Origin of the sequence: Pseudomonas stagnisoli (assembly GCF_048595745.1) — a bacterium.
Classification (GTDB): Bacteria; Pseudomonadota; Gammaproteobacteria; order Pseudomonadales; family Pseudomonadaceae; genus Aquipseudomonas; species Aquipseudomonas alcaligenes_A.
Map to the genome: position 1 here is coordinate 1612012 of NZ_CP184361.1, position 23274 is coordinate 1635285.

21 protein-coding genes are annotated in these 23274 nt (G+C 55.1%); 19 read left to right on the forward strand and 2 right to left on the reverse strand.

Annotated features, from left to right (window positions below; translation table 11 throughout):
* Window positions 1–2: 2 nt before the first annotated feature.
* Both ubiG and ACOAPY_RS07835 read right to left on the reverse strand, forming a co-directional pair.
* Window positions 3–701 (reverse strand): bifunctional 2-polyprenyl-6-hydroxyphenol methylase/3-demethylubiquinol 3-O-methyltransferase UbiG, encoded by a 699-nt coding sequence (ubiG, locus tag ACOAPY_RS07830; protein WP_142137096.1) that lies wholly within the window; start codon window positions 699–701, stop codon window positions 3–5.
* Between the two features lie 32 nt (window positions 702–733).
* Window positions 734–2062 carry a TRZ/ATZ family hydrolase gene (locus ACOAPY_RS07835; RefSeq protein ID WP_465156000.1) on the reverse strand — a complete coding sequence of 443 codons (1329 nt, stop codon included), beginning with the start codon at window positions 2060–2062 and terminating at the stop codon, window positions 734–736.
* A gap of 102 nt (window positions 2063–2164) precedes the next feature.
* Here ACOAPY_RS07835 and mtnA point away from each other — a divergent pair, with 102 nt between their 5' ends.
* From mtnA to hisC, 19 genes are all read left to right on the forward strand, one after another.
* Window positions 2165–3241, forward strand: coding sequence for an S-methyl-5-thioribose-1-phosphate isomerase (gene mtnA, locus ACOAPY_RS07840; protein ID WP_465156002.1), 1077 nt, complete (start codon window positions 2165–2167; stop codon window positions 3239–3241).
* 135 nt (window positions 3242–3376) lie between these two features.
* On the forward strand, window positions 3377–4546 hold the full coding sequence (locus tag ACOAPY_RS07845; RefSeq protein ID WP_465156003.1) for a TylF/MycF/NovP-related O-methyltransferase: 1170 nt from the start codon (window positions 3377–3379) through the stop codon (window positions 4544–4546).
* A gap of 185 nt (window positions 4547–4731) precedes the next feature.
* On the forward strand, window positions 4732–5793 hold the full coding sequence (gene rfbB / locus ACOAPY_RS07850; RefSeq protein ID WP_465156004.1) for a dTDP-glucose 4,6-dehydratase: 1062 nt from the start codon (window positions 4732–4734) through the stop codon (window positions 5791–5793).
* Window positions 5794–5802: 9 nt separating this feature from the next.
* Window positions 5803–6708, forward strand: coding sequence for a dTDP-4-dehydrorhamnose reductase (rfbD, locus tag ACOAPY_RS07855; protein ID WP_465156006.1), 906 nt, complete (start codon window positions 5803–5805; stop codon window positions 6706–6708).
* Entirely contained in the window at window positions 6698–7579 is an 882-nt protein-coding gene (gene rfbA, locus ACOAPY_RS07860; protein ID WP_465156007.1) for a glucose-1-phosphate thymidylyltransferase RfbA, read from the forward strand. The genes rfbD and rfbA overlap by 11 nt, the downstream gene beginning before the upstream one ends.
* Window positions 7579–8124, forward strand: coding sequence for a dTDP-4-dehydrorhamnose 3,5-epimerase (gene rfbC, locus ACOAPY_RS07865; protein WP_465156008.1), 546 nt, complete (start codon window positions 7579–7581; stop codon window positions 8122–8124). Before rfbA ends, rfbC begins: the two co-directional genes overlap by 1 nt.
* A gap of 58 nt (window positions 8125–8182) precedes the next feature.
* Window positions 8183–8920, forward strand: a complete 738-nt coding sequence (locus tag ACOAPY_RS07870; protein ID WP_465156010.1) for an ABC transporter permease — start codon at window positions 8183–8185, stop codon at window positions 8918–8920.
* A gap of 4 nt (window positions 8921–8924) precedes the next feature.
* Window positions 8925–9668: an ABC transporter ATP-binding protein gene (locus ACOAPY_RS07875; RefSeq protein ID WP_465156011.1), complete on the forward strand. Its 744-nt coding sequence runs from the start codon at window positions 8925–8927 to the stop codon at window positions 9666–9668.
* A 4-nt stretch (window positions 9669–9672) separates the two neighbouring features.
* Window positions 9673–10809, forward strand: a complete 1137-nt coding sequence (locus ACOAPY_RS07880) for a DegT/DnrJ/EryC1/StrS family aminotransferase (protein WP_465156012.1) — start codon at window positions 9673–9675, stop codon at window positions 10807–10809.
* A gap of 1 nt (window position 10810) precedes the next feature.
* Complete coding sequence (locus ACOAPY_RS07885; RefSeq protein ID WP_465156014.1) at window positions 10811–11647, forward strand: NAD-dependent epimerase/dehydratase family protein; 837 nt, start codon at window positions 10811–10813, stop codon at window positions 11645–11647.
* Complete coding sequence (locus ACOAPY_RS07890) at window positions 11644–12624, forward strand: ATP-grasp domain-containing protein (RefSeq protein ID WP_465156015.1); 981 nt, start codon at window positions 11644–11646, stop codon at window positions 12622–12624. Before ACOAPY_RS07885 ends, ACOAPY_RS07890 begins: the two co-directional genes overlap by 4 nt.
* Window positions 12625–13335 carry a metallophosphoesterase family protein gene (locus ACOAPY_RS07895; protein WP_465156016.1) on the forward strand — a complete coding sequence of 237 codons (711 nt, stop codon included), beginning with the start codon at window positions 12625–12627 and terminating at the stop codon, window positions 13333–13335.
* A 116-nt stretch (window positions 13336–13451) separates the two neighbouring features.
* Complete coding sequence (locus tag ACOAPY_RS07900; protein ID WP_465156017.1) at window positions 13452–14621, forward strand: glycosyltransferase family protein; 1170 nt, start codon at window positions 13452–13454, stop codon at window positions 14619–14621.
* Window positions 14618–15955 carry a glycosyltransferase family 4 protein gene (locus ACOAPY_RS07905; protein WP_465156019.1) on the forward strand — a complete coding sequence of 446 codons (1338 nt, stop codon included), beginning with the start codon at window positions 14618–14620 and terminating at the stop codon, window positions 15953–15955. The genes ACOAPY_RS07900 and ACOAPY_RS07905 overlap by 4 nt, the downstream gene beginning before the upstream one ends.
* Window positions 15948–16922, forward strand: coding sequence for a glycosyltransferase family 2 protein (locus ACOAPY_RS07910; protein WP_465156020.1), 975 nt, complete (start codon window positions 15948–15950; stop codon window positions 16920–16922). The genes ACOAPY_RS07905 and ACOAPY_RS07910 overlap by 8 nt, the downstream gene beginning before the upstream one ends.
* Window positions 16923–17192: 270 nt before the next feature.
* A complete protein-coding gene (gene gyrA, locus ACOAPY_RS07915) occupies window positions 17193–19958 on the forward strand; it encodes a DNA gyrase subunit A (protein ID WP_465156021.1) in 2766 nt (921 codons plus the stop codon).
* A gap of 10 nt (window positions 19959–19968) precedes the next feature.
* Window positions 19969–21054, forward strand: a complete 1086-nt coding sequence (gene serC, locus ACOAPY_RS07920) for a 3-phosphoserine/phosphohydroxythreonine transaminase (RefSeq protein ID WP_203791869.1) — start codon at window positions 19969–19971, stop codon at window positions 21052–21054.
* Window positions 21054–22151: a prephenate dehydratase gene (gene pheA / locus ACOAPY_RS07925; protein ID WP_076426135.1), complete on the forward strand. Its 1098-nt coding sequence runs from the start codon at window positions 21054–21056 to the stop codon at window positions 22149–22151. Before serC ends, pheA begins: the two co-directional genes overlap by 1 nt.
* Window positions 22152–22160: 9 nt before the next feature.
* Window positions 22161–23270, forward strand: a complete 1110-nt coding sequence (gene hisC, locus ACOAPY_RS07930) for a histidinol-phosphate transaminase (RefSeq protein ID WP_465156023.1) — start codon at window positions 22161–22163, stop codon at window positions 23268–23270.
* The last annotated feature ends 4 nt before the right edge of the window (window positions 23271–23274 follow it).

Here is a 23274-nt window from a genome sequence, read left to right on the forward strand (position 1 = left end):
CCTCAGTCCTCGCGCAGGGTCTGGATCATGTAGTTGACGTCGACGTCCGCTTCCAGCTTGTAGCGCTTGGTCAGCGGGTTGTAGGTCAGGCCGATGATGTCCTGCACGTTCAGGCCGGCAGCACGGCTCCACGCGCCCAGCTCGGATGGGCGGATGAACTTCTTGAAGTCGTGGGTGCCGCGCGGCAGCAGGCGCATCACGTACTCGGCGCCAATGATGGCGAATAGGTAGGCCTTGGGATTGCGGTTGATGGTGGAGAAGAACACCTGGCCACCCGGCTTGACCAGCTTGTGGCAGGCGCGGATGACCGAGGATGGGTCTGGTACGTGTTCGAGCATTTCCAGGCAGGTGACCACGTCGAACTGGCCAGGCATCTCTTCTGCCAGGGCCTCGGCGGTGATCTGCCGGTACTCCACGGCCACGCCGGACTCCAGCTGGTGAAGCTGGGCCACTGCCAGGGGGGCCTCGCCCATGTCGATGCCGGTTACGCTGGCGCCGCGCTGGGCCATCGACTCGCTGAGGATGCCGCCGCCGCAACCGACGTCCAGCACCTTCTTGCCGGCCAGGCCAACGCGCTCGTCAATCCAGTTGACGCGCAGCGGGTTGATGTCGTGCAGCGGCTTGAACTCGCTCTCGCGGTCCCACCAGCGGTGGGCGAGGGCCTCGAATTTGGCGATTTCGGCGTGGTCGACGTTGCTCATGGTGTGCTCTTGGGTAAGTCTCGAAAACGAATTCAGTGTATGCCGGCGATGCGCTCGCCCCAGGCGCGGGCGCTGGCGGCGATGCGCTGCTCGTCCAGGCGCGTCAGGCGCCCGTCGTCGAGCAGCTGCTTGCCGCCAACCCAGAGATGTTTCACGCAGCTACGACTGCCGGCATAGACCAGCTGCGAAACCGGATCGTAGACCGGCTGCTGGGCCAGGCCGGAGAGATCGAAGGCGGCCAGGTCGGCCAGCTTGCCCAGTTCCAGCGAGCCGGTGCTTTCATCCAGACCGAGGGCGCGGGCGCCGTTGAGCGTCGCCATGCGCAGCGCTGCGTGGGCGCTGAGAGCGGTGGCGCTACCGGCCACGGCCTTGGCCAGCAGGGCGGCGGTGCGGGTTTCGCCGAGCAGGTCAAGGTCATTGTTGCTGGCCGCGCCATCGGTGCCGATCGCGACGTTGACGCCGGCCTGCCAGAGCTTCTCCACCGGGCAGAAGCCGCTGGCCAGCTTGAGGTTGGACTCGGGGCAGTGGATGACGCTGCTGTTGCTCGTCACCAGCAGCTCCAGGTCGTCATCATCGATCTGGGTCATGTGCACGGCCTGGAAGCGCGGGCCGAGCAGGCCCAGGCTGGCCAGGCGCTGAAGCGGGCGCACGCCGTGCCGTTCCAGGCTCTGCTGTACCTCGAAGGCGGTCTCGTGGACATGCATGTGGATGCCGGCGTCCAGCTCCTCGGCGAGCATCAGCACCTGCTGCAGCTTGTCGTCGCTGACCGAGTAGGGCGCGTGAGGGCCGAAGGCCACCTTGATGCGCGGGTGCTGTTTGAGGTCGTCGAACAGACGCAGGCCCTTGCGCAGCGCCTCCTCGGCATCACGGGCGCCGGGGGTAGGGAAGTCCAGCACCGGGATGGTCAGCTGGGCGCGGATGCCGCTCTTGTGAACCAGTTCGCTGGCCACTTCCGGGAAGAAGTACATGTCGGAGAAGCAGCTGATGCCGCCCTTGAGCTGCTCGGCGATGGCGAGTTCGGTACCGTCGCGGACGAACGCTTCGTCGACCCACTTGGCCTCGGCGGGCCAGATGTGGTCCTGCAGCCAGTTCATCAGCGGCAGGTCGTCGGCCAGGCCGCGAAACAGGGTCATGGCGGCGTGGCCGTGGGCGTTGATCAGGCCGGGGGTGATCACGCAGTTCGGCAGCTCGCGCACTTGTGTGGCCGGATGGCGCAGCGCCTCGGCGCGTGGAGCGATCAGGGCGATACGGCCGTCGCGAATGCCCAGGCCGTGCTCGCGCAACACCACGCCGGCGGGCTCGATAGGCACCAGCCAGGAGGGCAGGAGCAACAGATCGAGCGGCTGGCGCGGTTCGGGCATGGCATTTGTCCGGGTAAATGAGGAGTCGTGGCAGTATAACTGAGCCTTGGAGAGGGCGGCTCGCTATAATCCGCGGCTTTTCGTTTCGGCGTTGGGGATGTCATGCGCGACAAACTGTTGGCGGCAGAGAAGGTAAAGGCCATTGAATGGCGCGATGGCAAGTTGAGGCTGCTGGACCAGCGCGTGCTGCCGCGCGAAGAAACCTGGCTGACCTACGATTCGGCGGCCGGCGTGGCCGAGGCCATCCGCAGCATGGTGGTACGCGGGGCGCCGGCCATCGGCATCGCCGCCGCTTTCGGCCTGGTGCTGGGCGCGCGGGCACGCCTGGCCGCCGGTGGCGACTGGCAGGCGGCGCTGGAGGAGGACTTCAAGGTGCTGGCCGAGTCGCGGCCGACCGCCGTCAACCTGTTCTGGGCTCTGGATCGCATGCGTGAGCGCCTGCAGCGCCTCAAGGCGGGCGAGGACGCGCTGTCAGCCCTGGAAGTCGAGGCGCTGGGTATCTTCGACAGTGATCGCGAAGCCAACCTGACCATGGCGCAGCTCGGCCTGGAGCTGATCCGCAAGCATCAAGACGGCCCGCAGAAGCTGCTGACCCACTGCAACACCGGTGCCCTGGCTACCGGCGGCTTCGGCACCGCGCTCGGCGTGATCCGTGCCGCCCATCTGGCCGGGCTGGTCGAGCGGGTGTTCGCCGACGAGACCCGGCCCTGGCTGCAGGGCTCGCGCCTGACCGCCTGGGAGCTGGCGGGCGAGGGGGTGCCGGTCAGCCTGAACGCCGACTCCGCCGCTGCGCACCTGATGAAGACCGAGGGCATCACCTGGGTCATAGTCGGCGCCGACCGCATCACCGCCAATGGCGATGTGGCCAACAAGATCGGCACCTACCAGCTGGCGGTCAACGCCATGCACCACGGCGTGCGCTTCATGGTGGTGGCGCCCAGTTCGACCATCGACATGAGCCTGGAAGATGGCGAGGACATCCCGATCGAGGAGCGCGACGGTCGCGAGCTGCTGGACGTCGGCGGTCAGCGCATCGCCGCCGAGGTGCACGCGGTGAACCCGGTGTTCGACGTGACGCCGGCCGACCTGATCGACGCGATCGTCACCGAAAAGGGCGTGGTCGAACGGCCGGATGCGGCGAAAATGGCGCGGCTCATGTGTCGAAAAAGGCTACATTGAGTGAAAGCTTTTGGGCTTTCGAGAAGATGGTTTGCTATCCCGATAATATAATAAAACTGCTAGGTCAGGGTATTTGGTTATCTTTAGTTCACAGGCTATTAAGGCCTTTTTGGATCATAAATTAAGGTTGAGTTAGTGAAAAATAACAACCCAAACATGTATGTCTCTGAGCTGATTTCTAAGGTTCGGAGTCTTGGTGCAGGGCTTTATGCGGATAGCCTAAACTCAATCCCTTTCTGTTTTTCTGGTGATGGGCTAAGTGTCTACGGAAGGAATTTGGGCTTCCTTTCTGATGAGCGATTTACCACTGCCTTTACGGAGTCTCTGGAAAGGTTTGAGGTACCAGAATTACAAGACGTGCTGCGATCTATAATTTGGCGAAAACATATTGTCTGCTCGCTGGCGTCGCAGGCAGTTAGTGTGCCTGGTGATTTCGTTGAATGTGGTGTTGAGTGGGGTTTTGGTGTTGATGTAGTAAGCCGATACCTAGACTTTTCTAAGGTGGAGAAGAGTTGGTATCTTTATGATACATATAGTGGAGTTCCTTTAGAGGACAAGGATGAGGGTTTTGAGATTTCAGGTGTTGTTACGCAGGCGTCTCAATTTGATAAAGTAAAGAGAAAATTTTCAAGTCTGCATAATATTATCCCTGTGCAAGGGAGATTGCCGGATATCTTGAGTGTTGCGTGCCCGGAGAAAATTGCCTTTCTTCATATAGATCTGAATAATGTTGCTGCGGAAGTTTCAACTTTCGTCGCCCTTTATCCAAGAATTAGCATGGGTGGTGTCGTCATTTTTGATGACTATGGTGCGCTGCTTTTTGCAAGGCAGCATGTGGTTGAGAGGGATTATCTTCGCAAGCTTGGTGTTGTTATTACGGAGCTCCCCACTGGGCAGGCCTTGCTGGTCAAGACAAGAGAGCTTGACTTTGGTTTTTCAGCGGTTGATGAGCTTGAGAAGTATGATTTTGCTTCTCATGTTGCTCAAGCGGAGCGTTTGCGCCCTAGTCAGCGAGAAGCGGAGCAAGCTGTTTTGGATGTGATAGCTGCGTACGACTATTTTAGAAAGCAGTTGGAGTACATATCAAATTTCGCCTCTGGTTGTAATGATGTGGCTAAGGCTGCTTTTTTAGACGGGCTGGTTAAGAAGTTGGATGGTGTGAGCTTTGAGTTTGTTGATGGGATTTATAAATATACGTCAGTCCAAGATTATCAGCTAGCTGGCTCCCGTGAAGTGCGCTTTGATCTGCAGCAGAAGATCGATTATCTGCAGCGCGTCATAGATTCTGGGTTTGATTGTGAGTGACGGCATTATATTTTTAGCTTGTACGTTGCAAACTTTCTAATAAATTAGTCTATTGTTAATTTTCTATAGTTTCCCCGGAGGGGGATTTATTTTCTTTGTGCCTATTGGTACAATAGGCCATTTAGGCTTGTGGTGGGGTTGTGGGTTGCGCCTTGTCGCGCCACGATTTTATGGATGAGGTTTTGATGAAGATTTTGGTTACTGGTGGTGCAGGATTTATTGGCTCGGCTGTTTTGCGCCACATAATCAACCATACAGAAAATTCTGTAGTAAATCTGGACAAGCTGACTTATGCCGGGAACCTAGAGTCGCTCATTTCGATTTCTAATGATGCTAGGTATGCCTTCGAGCGTGTCGATATCTGCGACAGGGCTGGGGTTGAGCGGGTTTTTAAGGAGCACCAACCTGATATCGTCATGCACCTTGCTGCAGAGTCGCATGTTGATCGTTCTATCGAGGGGCCTTCTGCCTTTATCGAAACGAATGTAATTGGTACTTATACTCTGCTTGAGGTTTCTAAGCTTTACTGGGCTGGATTGGATGCTGAGCGCAGGGAAAGATTCAGGTTCCATCATATCTCTACGGATGAGGTGTATGGCGATCTGGAAAATCCTGAGGATCTCTTTACCGAGCAGACGCCTTATGCGCCAAGTTCGCCATACTCTGCGAGCAAAGCAAGTTCGGATCATCTGGTTAGAGCCTGGCACAGAACGTATGGGCTACCGGTTATCGTGACCAACTGTTCTAATAATTATGGCCCATATCATTTCCCCGAAAAGCTCATCCCGTTGATGATTCTGAACGCGCTTGAGGGCAAGGCGCTGCCTGTTTACGGCGATGGCAGTCAGGTTCGCGATTGGCTCTATGTGGAAGATCATGCTCGCGCTCTGTATCTCGTAGCTACCGAGGGTGTTGTTGGGGAAACGTACAATATTGGTGGTCATAACGAGAAGAAGAATATCGAAGTCGTTAAGACGCTGTGCGATCTTCTGGACGAACTATGTCCTCAGTCTCAATTCAATCCGCACTTTTCGTTGGTCAAGTATGTCCAGGATCGCCCAGGACATGACAAGCGTTACGCGATTGATGCGACTAAAATAAAGAATGAACTGGGTTGGACGCCGCAAGAAACTTTCGAGTCTGGAATTCGCAAGACGGTCGAGTGGTACCTGGCCAACTCCGACTGGGTCGAGCACGTCAAGAGCGGCAGCTACCAGCAGTGGGTAACTCAGCAATATGGAGAGTGATCCTGCACCATGAGGATTCTCCTATTAGGTAAGAACGGGCAGGTGGGCTGGGAATTACAGCGTGCACTGGCTCCTCTTGGCGAGCTGATTGCATTGGATCGTTCTGGCGCCCCGGGGTTGACTGGGGCTCTTACAGAACTTCCCGGTTTACGTAGAACAATCGAAAGCTTGCGGCCTGATGTGGTTGTGAATGCTGCGGCCTACACGGCCGTAGATGCGGCTGAGGATGAGGGTGCGCTTGCTCATCTTGTCAATGCTGCTGCGCCAGGCGTAATCGCGAACACGCTGGCGGAGTTCGGTGGGCTCCTCGTGCACTATTCGACCGACTATGTCTTTGATGGTAGTGGTCAGCACTGCTGGAAGGAAGATGACGTTGCTTCCCCTTTGAGTGTGTATGGGGCGAGTAAGTTACAGGGGGAAAAGGAGATTTTTGCGTCCGGATGTGACCACCTCATTTTTCGTACGGGCTGGGTCTACGGGGCGCATGGAAAGAATTTTGCTAAAACAATTCTCAAGGCTGCCGAGTCCAAAAAGGAGCTCAAGGTAGTTGCTGATCAGTATGGCGCTCCAACAGGGTCGGAGTTGATAGCAGACGTTACGGCCCATTGTATTCGTGCTGTAAAAAAACAGCGGAACCTAACGGGTATTTATAATCTCGTTGCCGATGGTACAGTTTCTTGGCATGGATATGCGTCATTCATAGTGGATGAAGCTAGGCGCCTTGGTAAGTCACTTGCTGTTGAGGATTTGCTTGCCGTCTCAAGTGTTGATTATCCAACCAAGGCGCAGCGGCCGAAAAACTCAAGGCTTGATTGTCAGAAAATCAAAAAAACGTTTGGAATATATTTGCCCGATTGGCAGTGTGGCGTAGCAAGAATGCTGAGCGAAATTACAGGAGATCGACATGGCGCGTAAGGGTATTGTACTGGCGGGTGGTTCGGGCACTCGTCTGCATCCGGCCACTTTGGCAATAAGCAAGCAGCTGTTGCCTGTTTATGACAAGCCGATGATCTACTACCCGCTTAGTACACTGATGCTGGCCGGGATTCGGGATATTTTGATTATATCCACTCCTCAGGACACCCCTCGCTTCGAGCGGCTCCTGGGGGATGGTGCACGCTGGGGGATTAATCTCCAGTACGCTGTTCAGCCAAGCCCGGATGGTCTTGCCCAGGCCTTTCTGATCGGCGCGGAGTTCATTGGTGAAGACTCTTGCGCACTTGTTCTGGGTGACAATATTTATTATGGAAATGAATTCCATAAACTCTTGGCTAGCGCAAGCGCACGAGAGGGGCAGGCCACTGTATTTGCATACCATGTCCATGATCCCGAGCGTTACGGTGTCGCAGAATTCGATGCGGCGGGCAAGGTACTGAGTCTCGAAGAGAAACCACTGAAACCCAAGTCTCACTACGCCGTCACCGGCTTGTACTTCTATGACAACTCGGTTGTGAAAAAAGCCCGCTCATTGCAGCCTTCGCCGCGCGGTGAGTTGGAGATCACCGACCTCAATCGCTTGTATCTGGAGGAGGGTGCTCTCAATGTCGAGATTATGGGCCGTGGTTACGCATGGCTTGACACGGGAACTCACGATAGTCTTCTCGAGGCTGGGCAGTTCATTGCGACTCTGGAAAAACGACAGGGGTTGAAAGTTGCTTGTCCTGAGGAGATTGCCTATCACCAAGGGTGGATCAGCGCGGAAGCGCTGCGTGAGCTTGCCAGGCCGTTGGCAAAGAATGGCTATGGTCAGTATTTGTTGAATGTGTTGTCGGAGACGAAAGTCTGATGAACGTCTCTCGGACTGAAATTCCTGATGTCATGGTGATCGAGCCCAAGGTTTTTGGCGATGATCGTGGTTTTTTTTACGAAAGCTTCAATGAGGCCAGATTCGCCGAGGCGACGGGCGTCAGTGTTGAATTCGTTCAGGATAACCATTCGAAATCTGCTAGGAATGTACTGCGTGGCCTGCACTATCAGCTAAAGCAGCCCCAGGGCAAACTGGTTAGAGTTGTCCAGGGTGAGGTCTTCGATGTTGCGGTCGATATTCGTAAGTCTTCTCCTACCTTTGGCAAGTGGGTGGGCTTGATTCTCAGTGCGGAAAATAAGAAGCAGCTGTGGATACCGGCTGGATTTGCGCATGGTTTTCTGGTGCTGAGTGATACTGCTGAGTTTCTATATAAAACTACAGACTATTACTCTCCTGAAAGTGAGCGCTGCCTGCTCTGGAATGATGAAAGCATCGGCATTCAATGGCCGAGTACTGCTGTGCCGCTGCTTTCCGCCAAGGATGCAGTGGGGTCAAGTCTTCTGGTTGCAGATGTATATGAATAGTTTAGGCGATTAATCTGTGTATATAGCATTTTTTCAGGACTTATATAAGCACAAATTAGTGCTGCGTCAGCTGATCTGGCAGTTATTAACTATCCGATATCGTAGGACGGCGCTGGGTTTTCTTTGGACGCTGTTGAATCCATTGCTGACAATGGTTGTTACTTCCATTGTTTTTGCAATGATCATGCGTTGGCCACTGAAGAGTTTTGCCGTTTTTCTGTTTTCGGGTTTGGTTCCGTTTACATTCTTTTCGCAATGTCTCTCGCAGGGTATGTCGTCGCTCCTTAATAACGAGGCGTTGATAAAGAAAGTCAGTGTGCCCAAGCAGATATTTGTTGTTTCGCAATCAGTAAGCTTGTTGGTTGATGCTGTTCTGAGTACCGCTTGTCTGTTTCTGATTGCCTTGGCAATTGGAGCACCACTTACCCCGGCGTTGGCTATTCTACCTTTGAATTTTCTGCTGATTTTCTTGTTTGCGCTAGGCTTGGCACTGTCGCTATCGGTTGCTACTGTGTCTTTTAGGGATCTGCCGAATATCATAGGTGTAGTCCTTCAGGCTTTATATTATTTGACGCCGATCATCTATCCGCTGAGTTTTGTTCCTGAAAAATATCGCTGGTTCTTTGATTATAATCCGCTTACTTGGTTTGTTGAGATCTTCCGTTTGCCAATTTATGAAGGGCAAATTGCTTCGATGGAAGTGTACAGCAAGGTTATAGTGATCATGCTGGTAAGTCTTGTTTCAGGTATTTATTTTTTCAAAAAGAACGATCAATACATAGTATTCAAGTTGTGATTGCATGAACTCAAATATCTCAGTTAAAGACGTTTCGCTTAACTTCAGGCTTTATCACAAGAAAGGTGGCTTGCTGAAGGAGTTCTTTGCCGAGCTAATGAGGCGAGAAGGTAGAAAAAGCTACTCTGAGTTTAAAGCGCTGGATAATGTTACCTTGAATATCCAGCATGGTGAGCGCGTTGGCATCGTTGGTCACAACGGTGCCGGCAAGAGTACATTGCTGAAGACGATCTGCGGTATTTATCATGCGAGTCAAGGAAAAGTTTCCGTTAGCGGCCGTATTGCGCCTTTGCTAGAAATCGGTGCTGGTTTCAATGCGGAGTTGAGTGGTCGTGAAAACATCTATCTGAATGGAGCAATTCTAGGGTATGGAACAGCTAAGCTGAAGGAGATTGAGCCAGAAATTATAGAATTCACCGGGCTCGAAGAATTTATTGACACGCCGGTTAAGTATTACTCAACCGGTATGTATATGCGTCTCGCCTTCGCAATTGCTACCGCGGTCAAGCCGGATATTCTCATTTTGGATGAGTTATTTGCGGGGGGGGATGCTGAGTTTATCGATAAAGCCTTGGATAGAATGCATAGCTTTATTGCAGCGTCGAGCATTATGGTTTTCGTATCTCACCAACCGGATCTGATTAAGCGACTCTGTAATAGAGTCATTTGGCTTGATCATGGCAAGATCATAGAGGACGGTGAGCCAGAGATCGTAATTGATCATTACTTGAATGGTGTCAGAGGTTAATATTATGGCTATTCAGCTGTTTGTTCCAAATTTTCGTGTCGATGAGTGCCTTGCGGGTATTCGCGAGTGCCTTGAAAAGGGCTGGACCGGCCTTGGCTTCAAAACCGTAGAGATCGAGAATGCCTGGAAGCAGTACACCGGTCTGCCACACGCGCACTTTCTTAGCTCCAACACTGTCGGGCTTCATCTCGCATTTCACCTTTTCAAAGAGAAGTATGGCTGGGAAGATGATGCAGAGGTGATTACTACGCCGCTGACATTCATTTCTACTAACCACGCGATTATTCAAACGGGCTTGAAACCGGTCTTTGCCGATGTCGACGAATACCTCTGCCTGGATCCGGTTGATGTTGAGCGCAAGATTACGCCGAAAACGAAAGCGTTGATTTATGTTGGTCTGGGCGGAAATACCGGAAAGTATGAGGCGATTGTCAAGCTGTGTAAGGCTCGTGGCATCAAGCTGATTCTCGATGCGGCACACATGTCAGGCACGCGTCTTCATGGCAAGCACGTAGGCTGGGATGCTGATGTGACGGTCTTCAGTTATCAGGCGGTCAAGAACTTGGCTACTGCCGATTCCGGCATGATCTGCTTCGCGTCCGCTGAAGATGATGAGCGCGCGCGTAAGTTGACTTGGCTCGGTATTAATAAAGACACCTATGCTCGTACGGTGACGCAGGGCGCTTACAAGTGGATGTATGACGTGGAGGAGCTGGGTTTCAAATACCATGGCAACTCCATCATGGCTGCTATTGCTCTGGTATCGTTGAAGTATCTTGATCGCGACAACGCCTATCGTCGCCAATTGGCCAGCTGGTATGAAGAACTGCTGTCCGGTGACGAGCTGATCCGCGTCGTGCCTATTGCTCCGGGCTGCGAATCATCTCGTCATCTATTCCAAGTGCGTGTACAGAAGCGCGAGCAGGTGCTGATGGCGCTGAATGAATATGAAATCCATCCGGGTGTTCACTATCGTGACAATACCGAGTATGGCCTTTACAGCTTTGGTGCAGGTACTTGTCCTAAGGCTCATGAAGCCAGTAAAGAAATTCTGTCTTTGCCCATGCATATGGGCGTTACTCGGGCGGATGTTGAGTTTATCTGTGAGAAGTTGAAGTCTATTGTGGCTGTGAAGTTTTAAAATGGATCTTCGCTGCCGTTATTCGGAGTCTGCAAAAATCGCAGTTACAGGCTCGACCGGATACATTGGTTCATGTCTTATAGATGCATGGGGGGAAGGGTGTTTCGCGGAAACGCCCTTCTCTAATGTTCCGGCGGGGGCGTTAGTGCTCCACTTTGCTGCCAACATTAGTCAATCATCTGTTTCTGTTGCTGAAAACGTGATGATTGATATGCATGTTTTAGATGTTGCTAATGCGAAACATCGTGGCGTGATTTATTTGTCTGGCAATAATGTATATCCCTACATGCGCGATTGTAGGGTTACAGATTTTGTTAGAGTTATGGATAATTATTCCGCTTCGAAAGTATTCGGCGAGCGCATTTTCTGTGATTTGGCCAAAGTTCCTGTAGTTATCTTGCGAGTTGCCGATGTTTTTGGTGCAGGGCAGCGTCACGGGAACTTTTTTAAGGCTGTCGAGGCGGCCGTCCTGCAGGGCAGTAGTCTTAGGCTTTATGGCCAGGGTTTGAAGCGACGAACCTATATCCATGCTAGGGAGTTGGTGCATTTTATTCGGTGGATTGCCCAGGACTCTTTTGCGGAAATGGCGCAGCGTAAGATATTGAATGTTGGTTATCCAGATGCTCTCTCGGTCAAGGATATTCTTGATAGGGTGAGCGTGCGTGCGTCTTTGCCTGTTGAGGTTAAAGTGCTGGAGCAAGATAATTCTGCGCTCGATATTCGAACAATGGAGGTTGCCTTCCCATCAGGGTACAGGCCCTTGTGGCCGACCTTTGCGGAAGCGCTAGATGCTTATGTTGATGAGTTGATTGAACAAAAAGCTGGAGTGGCGACTTGAATATTTTGATTACCGGTGCTGGCTCTGTTATGGGGCAAAGCATCTACAAGGCCTTGGCAGAACACGACTTTGGTGAGCCGCTTCAAATTCATTTTGCCAATAGTGATGAGTTGGGGGCGGGGCGGTTTTTTAACCAGCCATCTGCGCCAGTTATTGCGACTCCTATTTTTCCTCTAGCCGCTAGTGAGAGCTATATTGATTTTCTAGAGGACTATGTTGCTCAGCATTCAATAGATATTGTCTTTGCGGGCACCCAGCACGAACTTGCCAAGATTGCGACTTTTCGTGATCGGACCCTAAAGGCGGCGACGTTGTCCTCGCAGGCAGCGTCTATTTGTCTCGATAAAGTAAAGACCTCTGCGGTTCTGGGGCGTCACTCGGTACGTGTTCCGCAGACCTTTTCTTTGGCGGATTACCTGCTGAACGATCAGTGCTTGGGGGCTGTGGTTATAAAGCCCAACCATAGTTCCTCTTCGAGGAATATCTACAAGGTGGCCGATATCGGCGCTGCCAGAAGGTTGATCGCAGATGAGGCTTTGAACGTTAATGCATTTCTTGTCCAGGAGATGCTAGTTGGTGATGAGTATACCTGCGGTTGTTACATTGATCGCTACTCAAAATCTACGAATATTATCGTGTTCAAGCGTACATTAACTCCAGATGGCGCTACATCATTTGGTGAGATTGTCCATTCACCAGCAATTCATGACTATGTCGCTTCAGTTGCCAGTGCATTGGTTGCTGAGGGTCTGGACTTCGGCCATATCAATGTTCAGTTGATCATGACGGCATCGGGGCCTGTGCTGTTTGAGATTAATGGCCGGCTGAGTTCAACCGAGGGTTCAAAGGCGCACTATGGATTCAATTCCTGTGCGGCGTTCGTCTACAATGTTGTCTTGGGTAAGTCCTATGAGGGCTGGAGTGTTGCTCGCTCCGGGCGCTTTTTGCGTTACTACGAAGAGTTGTATTTTCAGTAAATGAAACGGCAAATAGTTAAATTGGCTTCCTCTGAGGAGCCAATTTTTTTTATTTCTGATATTCATTCGAATTTCCCGGCGCTCAAGGCTGTTCTTGCCTCTATACCCGCAAAGGCATCTGTTTTCTGTGCGGGTGATATTCTGGGTTACTACACGGAGCCGAATGAAGTTTCTGCGCTCCTGATTGATCGGGGTGTCACTTGCATCAAGGGCAACCACGATAAATATGTTCTGGAGGAGCTCTCATATAGTGACTCTCGTGAGAGTAAGTACCGCATCAAGGATACGCGTACCGCACTTACGTTGGCCAACACGGAGTGGCTTAGGTCGTTACCTGATGTATTGGATATTTGCTTTGGGGATTGTGCGAGTATTGTCCGAATGGTCCATGGGACCGAGCGGAGTGTCGAGGAATATATTTATCCGGACACGCCAATAACGTTTGAACTGGATCCTGGGGTGGTCGTGCTGGTTGCTGGCCATACGCATCATCCGATGCTGCGGCAGATTGGCCCCGCGCGCATGCTTAATCCGGGCTCTGTGGGTCAGGCGCGCGATCGAATTCCGGGAGCTTGCTATGCTTCGGTAAATATAGCGAGCGGTGTTGTGGATTTCTATCGTGTCCAGTATTCGATTCAAGAGTATCAGCAAAGACTGCTGGCTGCGGGGGTTCAGCCAGCGATGGTTGATATGTTGTCTAGGCAGTCTTAGCGGGTGGATTATCTGTGAAGATAAATTTCTGGTGTGAGGGTGACATTTCTACGGTCCGTGTAGTATCTCGCTTTCTTGATGATATGGCGGATGACGTATCTTGTGAGGTGCGCGTCATGGCGGCTCTAGATTGGGAGGTTTTGCATTCCGGTGTGAATGTCTTCTGTCGGGTCTGCCATCCGGATTATGCATGGGTACCGAGCTTCCTTTCAGAAAAATCCATTCCTTATATTTATTATCTCGATGATAATTTCTGGTGCATCCAGGGGCAGTCTGAGTTGGCTGTTTTCTATAGGTCTGCAGAGGTTGTCTCGACCTTGGATGCTTTTGTGCGCGGTTCGGCGCTGATCATTACGCATACCCCGACCCTCTTTGAATTTATACGGAAGCGGTTCCCTTCGCTTCGATGTGAGCTGTTAGCGGCTCCCTTTGATAGCGATCTTGCAGCGGGTCTCGTTGATAAGGAGGGTGGTGATAATTCAAGGGATTTTGTTGTGGGTTATGCGGGGGGGTATAGGGCTGAAGAGTTCGATATAATCGAACAGGTTGTAATGGATTTGGCTGGGCGGAGGCCCGATATACGTTTTGAGTTTATCGGTGGTGTTTCTTCCCGCCTGCGCCAGTTAGAGAGTGTTCAGTGGTTTCCGGGTTTTTCCGACTACCAGGAATTTATAAAATTCAAGATATCCCGCAGGTGGTCGCTCGGACTAGCTCCGCTCTTGGATAGCCCTTTCAATGCGTCGAAGACAAATAACAAGTTTCGTGAGTATGGTGGTTGCGGTATTCCGGGGCTATATAGTGATGTCCTTCCCTATAAGGACTGTGTTGAGCATGGTGTCACGGGCTATTTGACAGGGAATGATGTCGAGTCCTGGGTGAGTAGTATTGTCTATGCTGCTGATCACGCAGGTGAAGGACGCTCCATCTCTCGCTCCGCAATGCAGTACGTTCGTGAGCGTTATTCGCATCGCGCGATCGCTTCGAGTTGGCTCGCGGTTATCAAGGATGTTCCGCTTGCCTCATCTACTCGGGGGGGGGGGGCGAAATCACTAAAGCTTCGTTTCAATTATATGAAGTATCACTACTTGCATAAGCAGGTGGCTAATGCGCTTGAAGTTAAAGCAGCCTCGGATGTTGCGCTCTATCGGCGTAGATTGTATGAGCAGCTCCATTACTGGTTCCTTCGTTATAAGGTAAGGAAGTTTGCTTTTGCTCTTTTGTGTGTATTGGGCATTTTTGCATTGCTTAATATTAATGCTTATCTCTTGTTGGAACTCTTCTCTTGAAGCGTAAGATTCTGGTTGTCTGCAACGATGTCATTGGCGTCAAGATGGCCGGGCCAGCTATCCGCTGTGTTGAAATAGCCCGGCAACTTGCGTCTGAGCATGCTGTTGTGCTGGCGTCTCCGAATGTTTCGTTGCAGGTTACTACGCCTTTCGAGATTATTGAGTTCTCCAGCCAGCGCTTTCGTCAGGTTGCAGACGAGGCTGATATTATTGTCGTGCAGGGAGATGCTTTGCGTGCTCATCCTTTTCTCAAGGATAGCTCGGCGGTTTTGGTGGCCGACCTTTATTGCCCCATCCCTCTTGAATATCATCAGGTTTCCGATGGTGTGGATATGGAAACCAGGACGCTGACGGGGGCATATCTCGCTGATGTTGTGCGAGAGCAGTTGGCTTATGCAGATCACTTCATTTGTGCCAGCGAAAGACAGCGCAACTATTGGCTGGGTGCTTTGACTGCCATGGGGCGTATCAATGCGCTGCGCTGGCCTAATGCCAGTCGAGCCAATGTCGATGATCTGATCTCCTTGCTTCCATTCGGGCTCTCGCCAATAAAGCCGCGACGGGAGCGCAATGCACTGCGCGAGATGTTCAACATTCCGGTAGATGACTTCGTGCTGGTGTGGGGTGGGGGGATCTATCAGTGGTTCGATCCGCTGACTGTTATTCGGGCAGTCAAGCAGTTGGTCGAGCGTGGGTATCGCGTGCATTTGGCTTTTGTGGGTGTTAAGCACCCCAATCCTGGTATCAGTCAGCATGATATGTGTGCAGCTGCTGTTGCTTTGTCAGATGAGCTCGGACTAACGGGCAAGTTTGTACACTTCAACTTCGGTTGGGTTTCTTACGAAGATCGCCATAATTACTTGTTGGACGCCAACGTTGGTGTAAGTGCCCATTACAATAATCCGGAAACCATTTTTTCATTTAGAACGCGGATGCTGGACTATCTATGGTGCGGTTTGCCGGTGGTTTCAACTCGTGGCGATGTCTTTGGTGACTCCTTGGCAGCGGAGGATTGCGGTATCGCTATCGATTATGAGTGCGTTGATGGCTGGGTTTCGGCAATCAAGGCGCTCATGGATGATCGAGGCAGTTTAGGTGCGATGAGTGATTCAGTATTTGCTTACGCTGAAGCTTTCCGTTGGGATCGCGTGGTTGCTGATTTCTGTGCTAGATGTGGCAGTCTGACCAAGGCAGCTGATCGAGACCTGGTGCGCCAATCCCTTATGCCTACCGCTGGATTGAGCATCCTAAGGCGGATCAAGCGTTCTTATTCGCAGGGCGGTTTCTCGGCCCTGTTACGAGCAGTTATGCGTAAGGTCCGGCGATATGCATGATTCGGAGGTGGCGTATGTGCCGGATCAGAGTGCTAGTTGTGTTTATGCGGTTGTTGTAACGTACTTTCCTGATATTGCTCATTTGGAGCTGCAGCTTCGCAGGCTTGCTGAGCAGACTCATCGGACCGTTATTGTGGATAACGGCTCGAATTTATGCGTGGATAAGTTTCTGCTGGAGAGCGGGCTTTCCGATCAGGTAGACGTTATTCTCCAGGCTGAAAATTATGGCCTGGCTCAGGCTCAGAATGTCGGTATTGAGTTTGCGAGAGCGGCGGGTGCCTCTCATGTCGTGATTTTTGATCAAGACAGTTTGCCAGACGAAGGCATGATCTCTCGATTGCTTTTTGCTCTTGAGAGTCTGGAGGCAGAAGGTGTCAGGGTTGCAGCAGTGGCGCCAGCCTACAAAGATGAGGCGACATCTGCTCTTTCTGGTTTTGTGCGCAATAGTTGTTTTGGTTACAGACGGGTGACTCCTTTGCCGGGGCGCAGCGTTGCTGAAGCGGATTTTCTTATTTCATCTGGTTCGCTTATCCCGGTATCCGTATTGGCTGATGTCGGTTTAATGGATGCAGCGTTGTTCATTGATCACATTGACACGGAGTGGTGTTTCAGGGCTCGTTACATGGGGTATCGTCTATTCGGTGTGGATGGAGCGGTAATGCTCCACTCTTTGGGGGACCGGCGAGTCAGGTTCTGGTTTTTGCGATGGCGCATGGTTCCTTATCATTCGCCGTTTCGCTATTACTATATTTATAGGAATAGCTTTGCTTTGTTTCGGCGTAACTATATGCCTTTAAGTTGGAAGTTTTCTGATTTTTCCCGAAATATCCGTGCATTTTGCTTTTTTGCGCTCTTTTCTGCTCAACGCAAAGATGTTGTGAGAATGATGATTAGGGGGGCATCTGATGGCCTTCGTTTGCGGCTGGGTAAGCTTGGTTCCCCTGAAGTGCCTCCTCGTCAGCAGTAAGCTGACACTGCAAGCTGATGTGTCCGGTCTTGGTGCGCTGTCTTTGGTTTCATCTCGCTGGCATTTGGCTGTCGCTTTGGTCTGGGGGCTTGCTCTCATCATTGTCGGCTGCAGAGTGTGAATGCTAAGGGTGTTTTGTCGGGGAGCTGGCGGTGGGGCTGCGTCGACGTATGTGGTAGTATTCGCCGCTTATGTTGGCATGGGGCGTTCAGTCCCTTCTGAATAGCGCTCCTTGCAGGGAGCATTTGAGAACAAGGAACCAGGCTTCTCATGGGCGAACTGGCCAAAGAAATCCTCCCGGTCAATATCGAAGACGAGCTGAAACAGTCCTACCTCGACTACGCCATGAGCGTGATCGTCGGGCGTGCGCTGCCGGATGCGCGCGACGGCCTGAAGCCGGTGCACCGTCGCGTGCTCTACGCCATGAGCGAGCTGGGCAACGACTGGAACAAGGCCTACAAGAAGTCCGCCCGTGTGGTCGGTGACGTGATCGGTAAGTACCACCCGCACGGCGATACGGCTGTCTACGACACCATCGTGCGCATGGCCCAGCCTTTCTCCCTGCGCTACATGCTGGTCGATGGCCAGGGTAACTTCGGTTCGGTGGACGGCGACAATGCTGCAGCCATGCGATACACCGAGGTGCGCATGGCCAAGCTGGCCCACGAGCTGCTGGCCGACCTGGACAAGGAAACCGTCGACTGGGTACCCAACTATGACGGCACCGAGCAGATTCCGGCGGTCATGCCAACCAAGATCCCCAATCTGCTGGTCAACGGTTCGTCGGGCATTGCCGTGGGCATGGCAACCAACATCCCGCCGCACAACCTGACCGAGGTGATCGACGGCTGCCTGGCGCTGATCGACAACCCCGAGCTGACCGTCGATGAGCTGATGCAGTACATTCCCGGTCCGGACTTCCCCACCGCGGGCATCATCAACGGTCGCGCCGGCATCATCGAGGCCTACCGCACTGGCCGTGGGCGCATCTATATGCGCGCTCGCGCCACCGTCGAGGATATGGAGAAGGGCGGCAGCCGCCAGCAGATCATCGTCACCGAGCTGCCTTACCAGCTGAACAAGGCGCGCCTGATCGAGAAGATCGCCGAGCTGGTCAAAGAGAAGAAGATCGAGGGCATCACCGAGCTGCGCGACGAGTCCGACAAGGACGGCATGCGCGTGGTTATCGAGCTGCGTCGTGGCGAAGTCGGCGAGGTGGTGCTGAACAACCTCTACGCCCAGACCCAGATGCAGAGCGTGTTCGGTATCAACGTGGTGGCCCTGGTCGACGGCCAGCCGCGTACGCTGAACCTGAAAGACATGCTCGAGGTGTTCGTCCGCCACCGCCGTGAAGTGGTGACCCGCCGCACCGTCTACGAGCTGCGCAAAGCCCGCGAGCGCGGTCATATCCTCGAAGGCCAGGCAGTTGCTCTGTCCAACATCGATCCGGTCATCGAGCTGATCAAGACCTCGCCGACTCCGGCCGAGGCCAAGGAGCGCCTGATCGCCACCGCCTGGGCTTCCAGCGCCGTGGAAGCCATGGTTGAGCGCGCCGGTGCCGACTCCTGCCGTCCGGAAGACCTGGATCCGCAGTACGGCCTGCGCGATGGCAAGTACTACCTGTCGCCCGAGCAGGCCCAGGCCATCCTCGAGCTGCGTCTGCACCGCCTGACTGGCCTGGAGCACGAGAAGCTGCTGGCCGAGTACCAGGAAATCCTCACCCAGATCGGCGAGCTGATCCGCATCCTGACCAGCCCCGAGCGCCTGATGGAAGTCATCCGCGAGGAGCTGGAGAAGGTCAAGGCCGAGTTCGGCGACGCCCGTCGCACTGAGATCATGGCCTCGCAGATGGATCTGACCATCGCTGACCTGATCACCGAGGAAGAGCGTGTCGTCACCATCTCCCACGGCGGCTACGCCAAGTCCCAGCCGCTGCATGCCTATCAGGCGCAGCGTCGTGGTGGTAAGGGCAAGTCGGCCACCGGGGTGAAGGACGAGGACTACATCGAGCACCTGCTGGTCGCCAACAGCCATGCCACCCTGCTGCTGTTCTCCAGCAAAGGCAAGGTCTACTGGCTGCGCACCTTCGAGATTCCGGAAGCGTCCCGCGCGGCGCGTGGTCGTCCGCTGGTGAATCTGCTGCCGCTGGACGAGGGTGAGCGCATCACCGCCATGCTGCAGATCGACCTCGAGGCCCTGCGTCAGCAGGCCGCCGAAGAAGGCGAAGACCTGGACGACAACGAGAATGCGGTGATCGAGGGCGAAGTGGTCGAGGCCGAGCCGGCCGATGACAGCGACGCTGAAGTGACCGACGACGAGCAGGACGAGCCGACCGGCGCCTACATCTTCATGGCCACCGCCTTCGGCACCGTGAAGAAGACCCCGCTGGTGCAGTTCAGCAAGCCGCGCTCCAGCGGCCTGATCGCCCTCAAGCTGGAGGAGGGCGACACCCTGATCGCTGCCGCCATCACCGACGGCGCCAAGGAAGTCATGCTGTTCTCCGACGCCGGCAAGGTCATTCGCTTCAAGGAAAAGCACGTACGCACCATGAGTCGTATCGCTCGCGGCGTGCGCGGTATGCGTCTGGCCGAGGGTCAGCGCCTGATTTCCATGCTGATTCCGGAAGCCAATGCGCAGATTCTCTCCGCCTCCGAGCGTGGTTACGGCAAGCGCACCCCGCTGGCCGACTATCCGCGCCGCGGCCGTGGTGGCCAGGGTGTGATCGCCATGGTGATCAACGAGCGTAACGGCAAGCTGGTCGGCGCCGTGCAGGTACAGGACGGCGAGGAGATCATGCTGATCTCCGACCAGGGCACCCTGGTGCGTACCCGTGTCGACGAAGTCTCGTCCTCTTCCCGTAACACCCAGGGCGTGACCCTGATCAAGCTGGCCAAGGACGAGACCCTGGTCGGCCTGGAGCGGGTGCAGGAGCCGTCCGGCGGTGACGATGAGCTGGACGAAGAAGGCATCGAGCAGAACGAAGAAGCGGTAGCCGTGGCCGAAGATGGCGCGGAGACCGGCAACAGCGAAGAGTGAGAGAGTCGAAGTGAGCAAACGCGCCCATAACTTCTGCGCCGGCCCGGCCGCGCTTCCCACCGCCGTTCTGGAGCGTGCCCAGGCGGAGATGCTCGACTGGCAGGGCAAGGGTCTGTCCGTGATGGAGATGAGCCATCGCAGCGACGAGTACGTGGCCATCGCCGAGAAGGCCGAACAGGATCTGCGCGACCTGCTGAGTATCCCCAGCGACTACAAGGTGCTGTTCCTGCAGGGAGGCGCCAGCCAGCAGTTCGCCGAGATCCCGCTCAACCTGCTGCCGGAAGACGGCGTGGCCGACTACATCGAGACCGGCATCTGGTCGAAGAAGGCCATCGAGGAGGCGCAGCGCTACGGCAACATCAATGTCGCCGCCAGCGCCAAGGGCTATGACTACTTCGCCATTCCCGGGCAGAACGAGTGGCAGCTGTCGAAAGACGCCGCCTACGTGCACTACGCCAGCAACGAGACCATCGGTGGCCTGCAGTTCGACTGGATTCCCGAAGTGGGCGACACCCCGCTGGTAGTGGACATGTCCTCGGACATCCTCTCCCGGGAGATCGACGTCTCCAAGTTCGGCCTGATCTACGCTGGTGCGCAGAAGAACATCGGCCCCAGCGGCCTGGTTGTCGCGATCATCCGCGAAGACCTGCTGGGCCGCGCCCGCAGCGTCTGCCCGACCATGCTCAACTACAAGGTCGCTGCCGATAACGGCTCCATGTACAACACCCCGGCGACCTATTCCTGGTACCTCTCCGGCCTGGTCTTCGAGTGGCTGAAGGAGCAGGGCGGCGTCGCCGCGATGGAGAAGCGCAACAAGGCCAAGAAGGATCTGCTGTACAAGGCCATCGATGCCAGTGACTTCTACACCAACCCTATCCAGCCGAGCGCGCGCTCCTGGATGAACGTGCCGTTCCGCCTGGCCGACGAGAAGCTGGACAAGGCCTTCCTGGCCGGCGCCGAAGCGCGCGGCCTGCTCAACCTCAAGGGCCATCGCTCGGTGGGCGGCATGCGCGCTTCCATCTATAACGCCACCGGTCTGGATGCCGTGGAGGCGTTGGTGGCCTACATGGCCGAGTTTGAGAAGGAGCACGGCTGATGAGTGAGGCCGATCAGCTCAAGGCGCTGCGGGTTCGCATCGACAGCCTCGACGAGAAGATCCTCGAGCTGATCAGCGAGCGCGCGCGCTGTGCCCAGGATGTGGCAAGGGTCAAGATGCAGTCCCTGCCAGCGGGCGAGAAGCCGGTGTTCTACCGCCCCGAACGTGAGGCCTGGGTGCTCAAGCACATCATGGAGCTGAACAAGGGCCCGCTGGACAATGAGGAAATCGCGCGACTGTTCCGCGAGATCATGTCCTCCTGCCTGGCCTTGGAGCAGCCGCTCAAAATCGCCTACCTCGGCCCGGAAGGTACCTTCTCCCAGGCTGCGGCACTCAAGCATTTCGGTCATGCGGTCATCAGCCAGCCGATGGCGGCGATCGACGAGGTGTTTCGTGAGGTGGCCGCTGGTGCGGTCAACTTCGGCGTGGTGCCGGTGGAAAACTCCACCGAGGGTGCGGTCAACCATACCCTGGACAGCTTCCTCGAGCACGACATGGTGATCTGTGGTGAGGTGGAGCTGCGCATCCACCATCACCTGCTGGTCGGCGACACCACCAAGACCGACAAGATCACCCGCATCTATTCCCATGCCCAGTCCCTGGCGCAGTGCCGCAAGTGGCTGGACGCGCATTACCCGAGCGTCGAGCGCGTAGCGGTTTCCAGTAATGCCGAGGCGGCCAAGCGGGTAAAGAGCGAGTGGAACTCGGCGGCGATCGCCGGCGATATGGCGGCCAGCCTCTACGGTCTGACCAAGCTGCAGGAAAAGATCGAAGATCGCCCGGACAACTCCACGCGCTTCCTCATCATTGGTAGCCAGGAAGTGCCGCCGACCGGCGACGACAAGACCTCGGTCATTGTCTCCATGCGCAACAAGCCGGGTGCCCTGCACGAGCTGCTGGTGCCGTTCCACACCAATGGCATCGACCTGACCCGCATCGAAACCCGCCCGTCGCGCAGCGGCAAGTGGACCTACGTGTTCTTTATCGACTTCGTCGGCCACCACCAGGACCCGCTGATCAAGGATGTGCTGGAGAAGATCAACAGCGAAGCCGTCGCCCTGAAGGTGCTGGGTTCCTACCCGAAAGCGGTTCTCTGAGGAGCCATCATGAGTTGCGATTTCCTCGCCCTGGCCGTGCCGGGCGTGCAGAAACTCTCGCCCTATGTGCCGGGCAAGCCGGTCGACGAGCTGGCCCGTGAGCTGAATCTCGACCCGGCCGGTATCGTCAAGCTGGCCAGTAACGAGAATCCGCTGGGGCCTTCGCCCAAGGCGCTGGATGCGATCCGCGCCGAATTGGCCGAGCTGACCCGCTACCCGGACGGCAATGGCTTCGAGCTGAAGCAGAAGCTGGCGGCCCGCTGCGGCGTCAGTCCGGCCCAGGTGACCCTGGGCAACGGCTCCAACGACATCCTCGACCTGGTCGCACGCGCCTGGCTGGCGCCAGGCCTGAACGCCGTGTTCAGCCAGTACGCCTTCGCCGTGTACCCGATTGCCACTCAGGCCGTTGGTGCGCAGGGCAAGGTGGTGCCGGCCAAGGCGCATGGTCATGACCTGGAGGCCATGCTGGCCGCCATCGACGCCAATACCCGCGTGGTGTTCGTCGCCAATCCGAACAATCCGACCGGTACCTGGTTCGGCCCGGCTGCGCTGGAGTCCTTCCTTGCTCGCGTGCCGCAGAACGTATTGGTGGTGCTGGACGAGGCCTATATCGAGTACGCCGAGGGTGACGAATTGCCGGACGGCCTCGACTACCTGGCGCGCTACCCCAATCTGCTGGTCTCGCGCACCTTCTCCAAGGCCTATGGCTTGGCCTCGCTGCGCGTCGGCTATGCGCTGAGTTCGCCGCAGGTGGCCGATGTACTCAACCGCGTGCGTGCGCCGTTCAACGTCAACAGCCTGGCCCTCGCCGCCGCCTGCGCCGCGCTGGATGATGCCGATTACCTGGCGGCCAGCCGCCACACCAATGATGCCGGCATGGCTCAGCTGGAAGCGGGCTTCCGTCATCTGGGGCTGAGCTGGATTCCGTCCAAAGGCAACTTCATCGCCGTCGATTTCGGCCGCGATGCGGCGCCGATCAACCAGGCGCTGCTGCAGGCCGGTGTCATCGTGCGCCCGGTGGCTGGCTACGGCATGCCGACGTTCCTGCGCGTGTCCATCGGTACCGAGCAGGAAAACGCCCGCTTCCTCAAGGCGCTGGAGCAGATTCTCCGTGGCTGATGCA

Excerpts from the sequence above, each read along its gene's own strand:
- ACOAPY_RS07880 (WP_465156012.1), top strand. The coding sequence starts at position 9,673 with ATGGCTATTCAGCTGTTTGTTCCAAATTTTCGTGTCGATGAGTGCCTT.
- pheA (WP_076426135.1), top strand. The coding sequence starts at position 21,054 with ATGAGTGAGGCCGATCAGCTCAAGGCGCTGCGGGTTCGCATCGACAGC.
- ACOAPY_RS07910 (WP_465156020.1), top strand. The coding sequence starts at position 15,948 with ATGCATGATTCGGAGGTGGCGTATGTGCCGGATCAGAGTGCTAGTTGT.
- rfbA (WP_465156007.1), top strand. The coding sequence starts at position 6,698 with ATGGCGCGTAAGGGTATTGTACTGGCGGGTGGTTCGGGCACTCGTCTG.
- gyrA (WP_465156021.1), top strand. The coding sequence starts at position 17,193 with ATGGGCGAACTGGCCAAAGAAATCCTCCCGGTCAATATCGAAGACGAG.
- ACOAPY_RS07900 (WP_465156017.1), top strand. The coding sequence starts at position 13,452 with ATGGCGGCTCTAGATTGGGAGGTTTTGCATTCCGGTGTGAATGTCTTC.
- ACOAPY_RS07895 (WP_465156016.1), top strand. The coding sequence starts at position 12,625 with ATGAAACGGCAAATAGTTAAATTGGCTTCCTCTGAGGAGCCAATTTTT.
- ubiG (WP_142137096.1), bottom strand. The coding sequence starts at position 701 with ATGAGCAACGTCGACCACGCCGAAATCGCCAAATTCGAGGCCCTCGCC.
- ACOAPY_RS07875 (WP_465156011.1), top strand. The coding sequence starts at position 8,925 with ATGAACTCAAATATCTCAGTTAAAGACGTTTCGCTTAACTTCAGGCTT.
- ACOAPY_RS07885 (WP_465156014.1), top strand. The coding sequence starts at position 10,811 with ATGGATCTTCGCTGCCGTTATTCGGAGTCTGCAAAAATCGCAGTTACA.
- hisC (WP_465156023.1), top strand. The coding sequence starts at position 22,161 with ATGAGTTGCGATTTCCTCGCCCTGGCCGTGCCGGGCGTGCAGAAACTC.
- rfbD (WP_465156006.1), top strand. The coding sequence starts at position 5,803 with ATGAGGATTCTCCTATTAGGTAAGAACGGGCAGGTGGGCTGGGAATTA.
- mtnA (WP_465156002.1), top strand. The coding sequence starts at position 2,165 with ATGCGCGACAAACTGTTGGCGGCAGAGAAGGTAAAGGCCATTGAATGG.
- rfbC (WP_465156008.1), top strand. The coding sequence starts at position 7,579 with ATGAACGTCTCTCGGACTGAAATTCCTGATGTCATGGTGATCGAGCCC.
- rfbB (WP_465156004.1), top strand. The coding sequence starts at position 4,732 with ATGAAGATTTTGGTTACTGGTGGTGCAGGATTTATTGGCTCGGCTGTT.
- ACOAPY_RS07835 (WP_465156000.1), bottom strand. The coding sequence starts at position 2,062 with ATGCCCGAACCGCGCCAGCCGCTCGATCTGTTGCTCCTGCCCTCCTGG.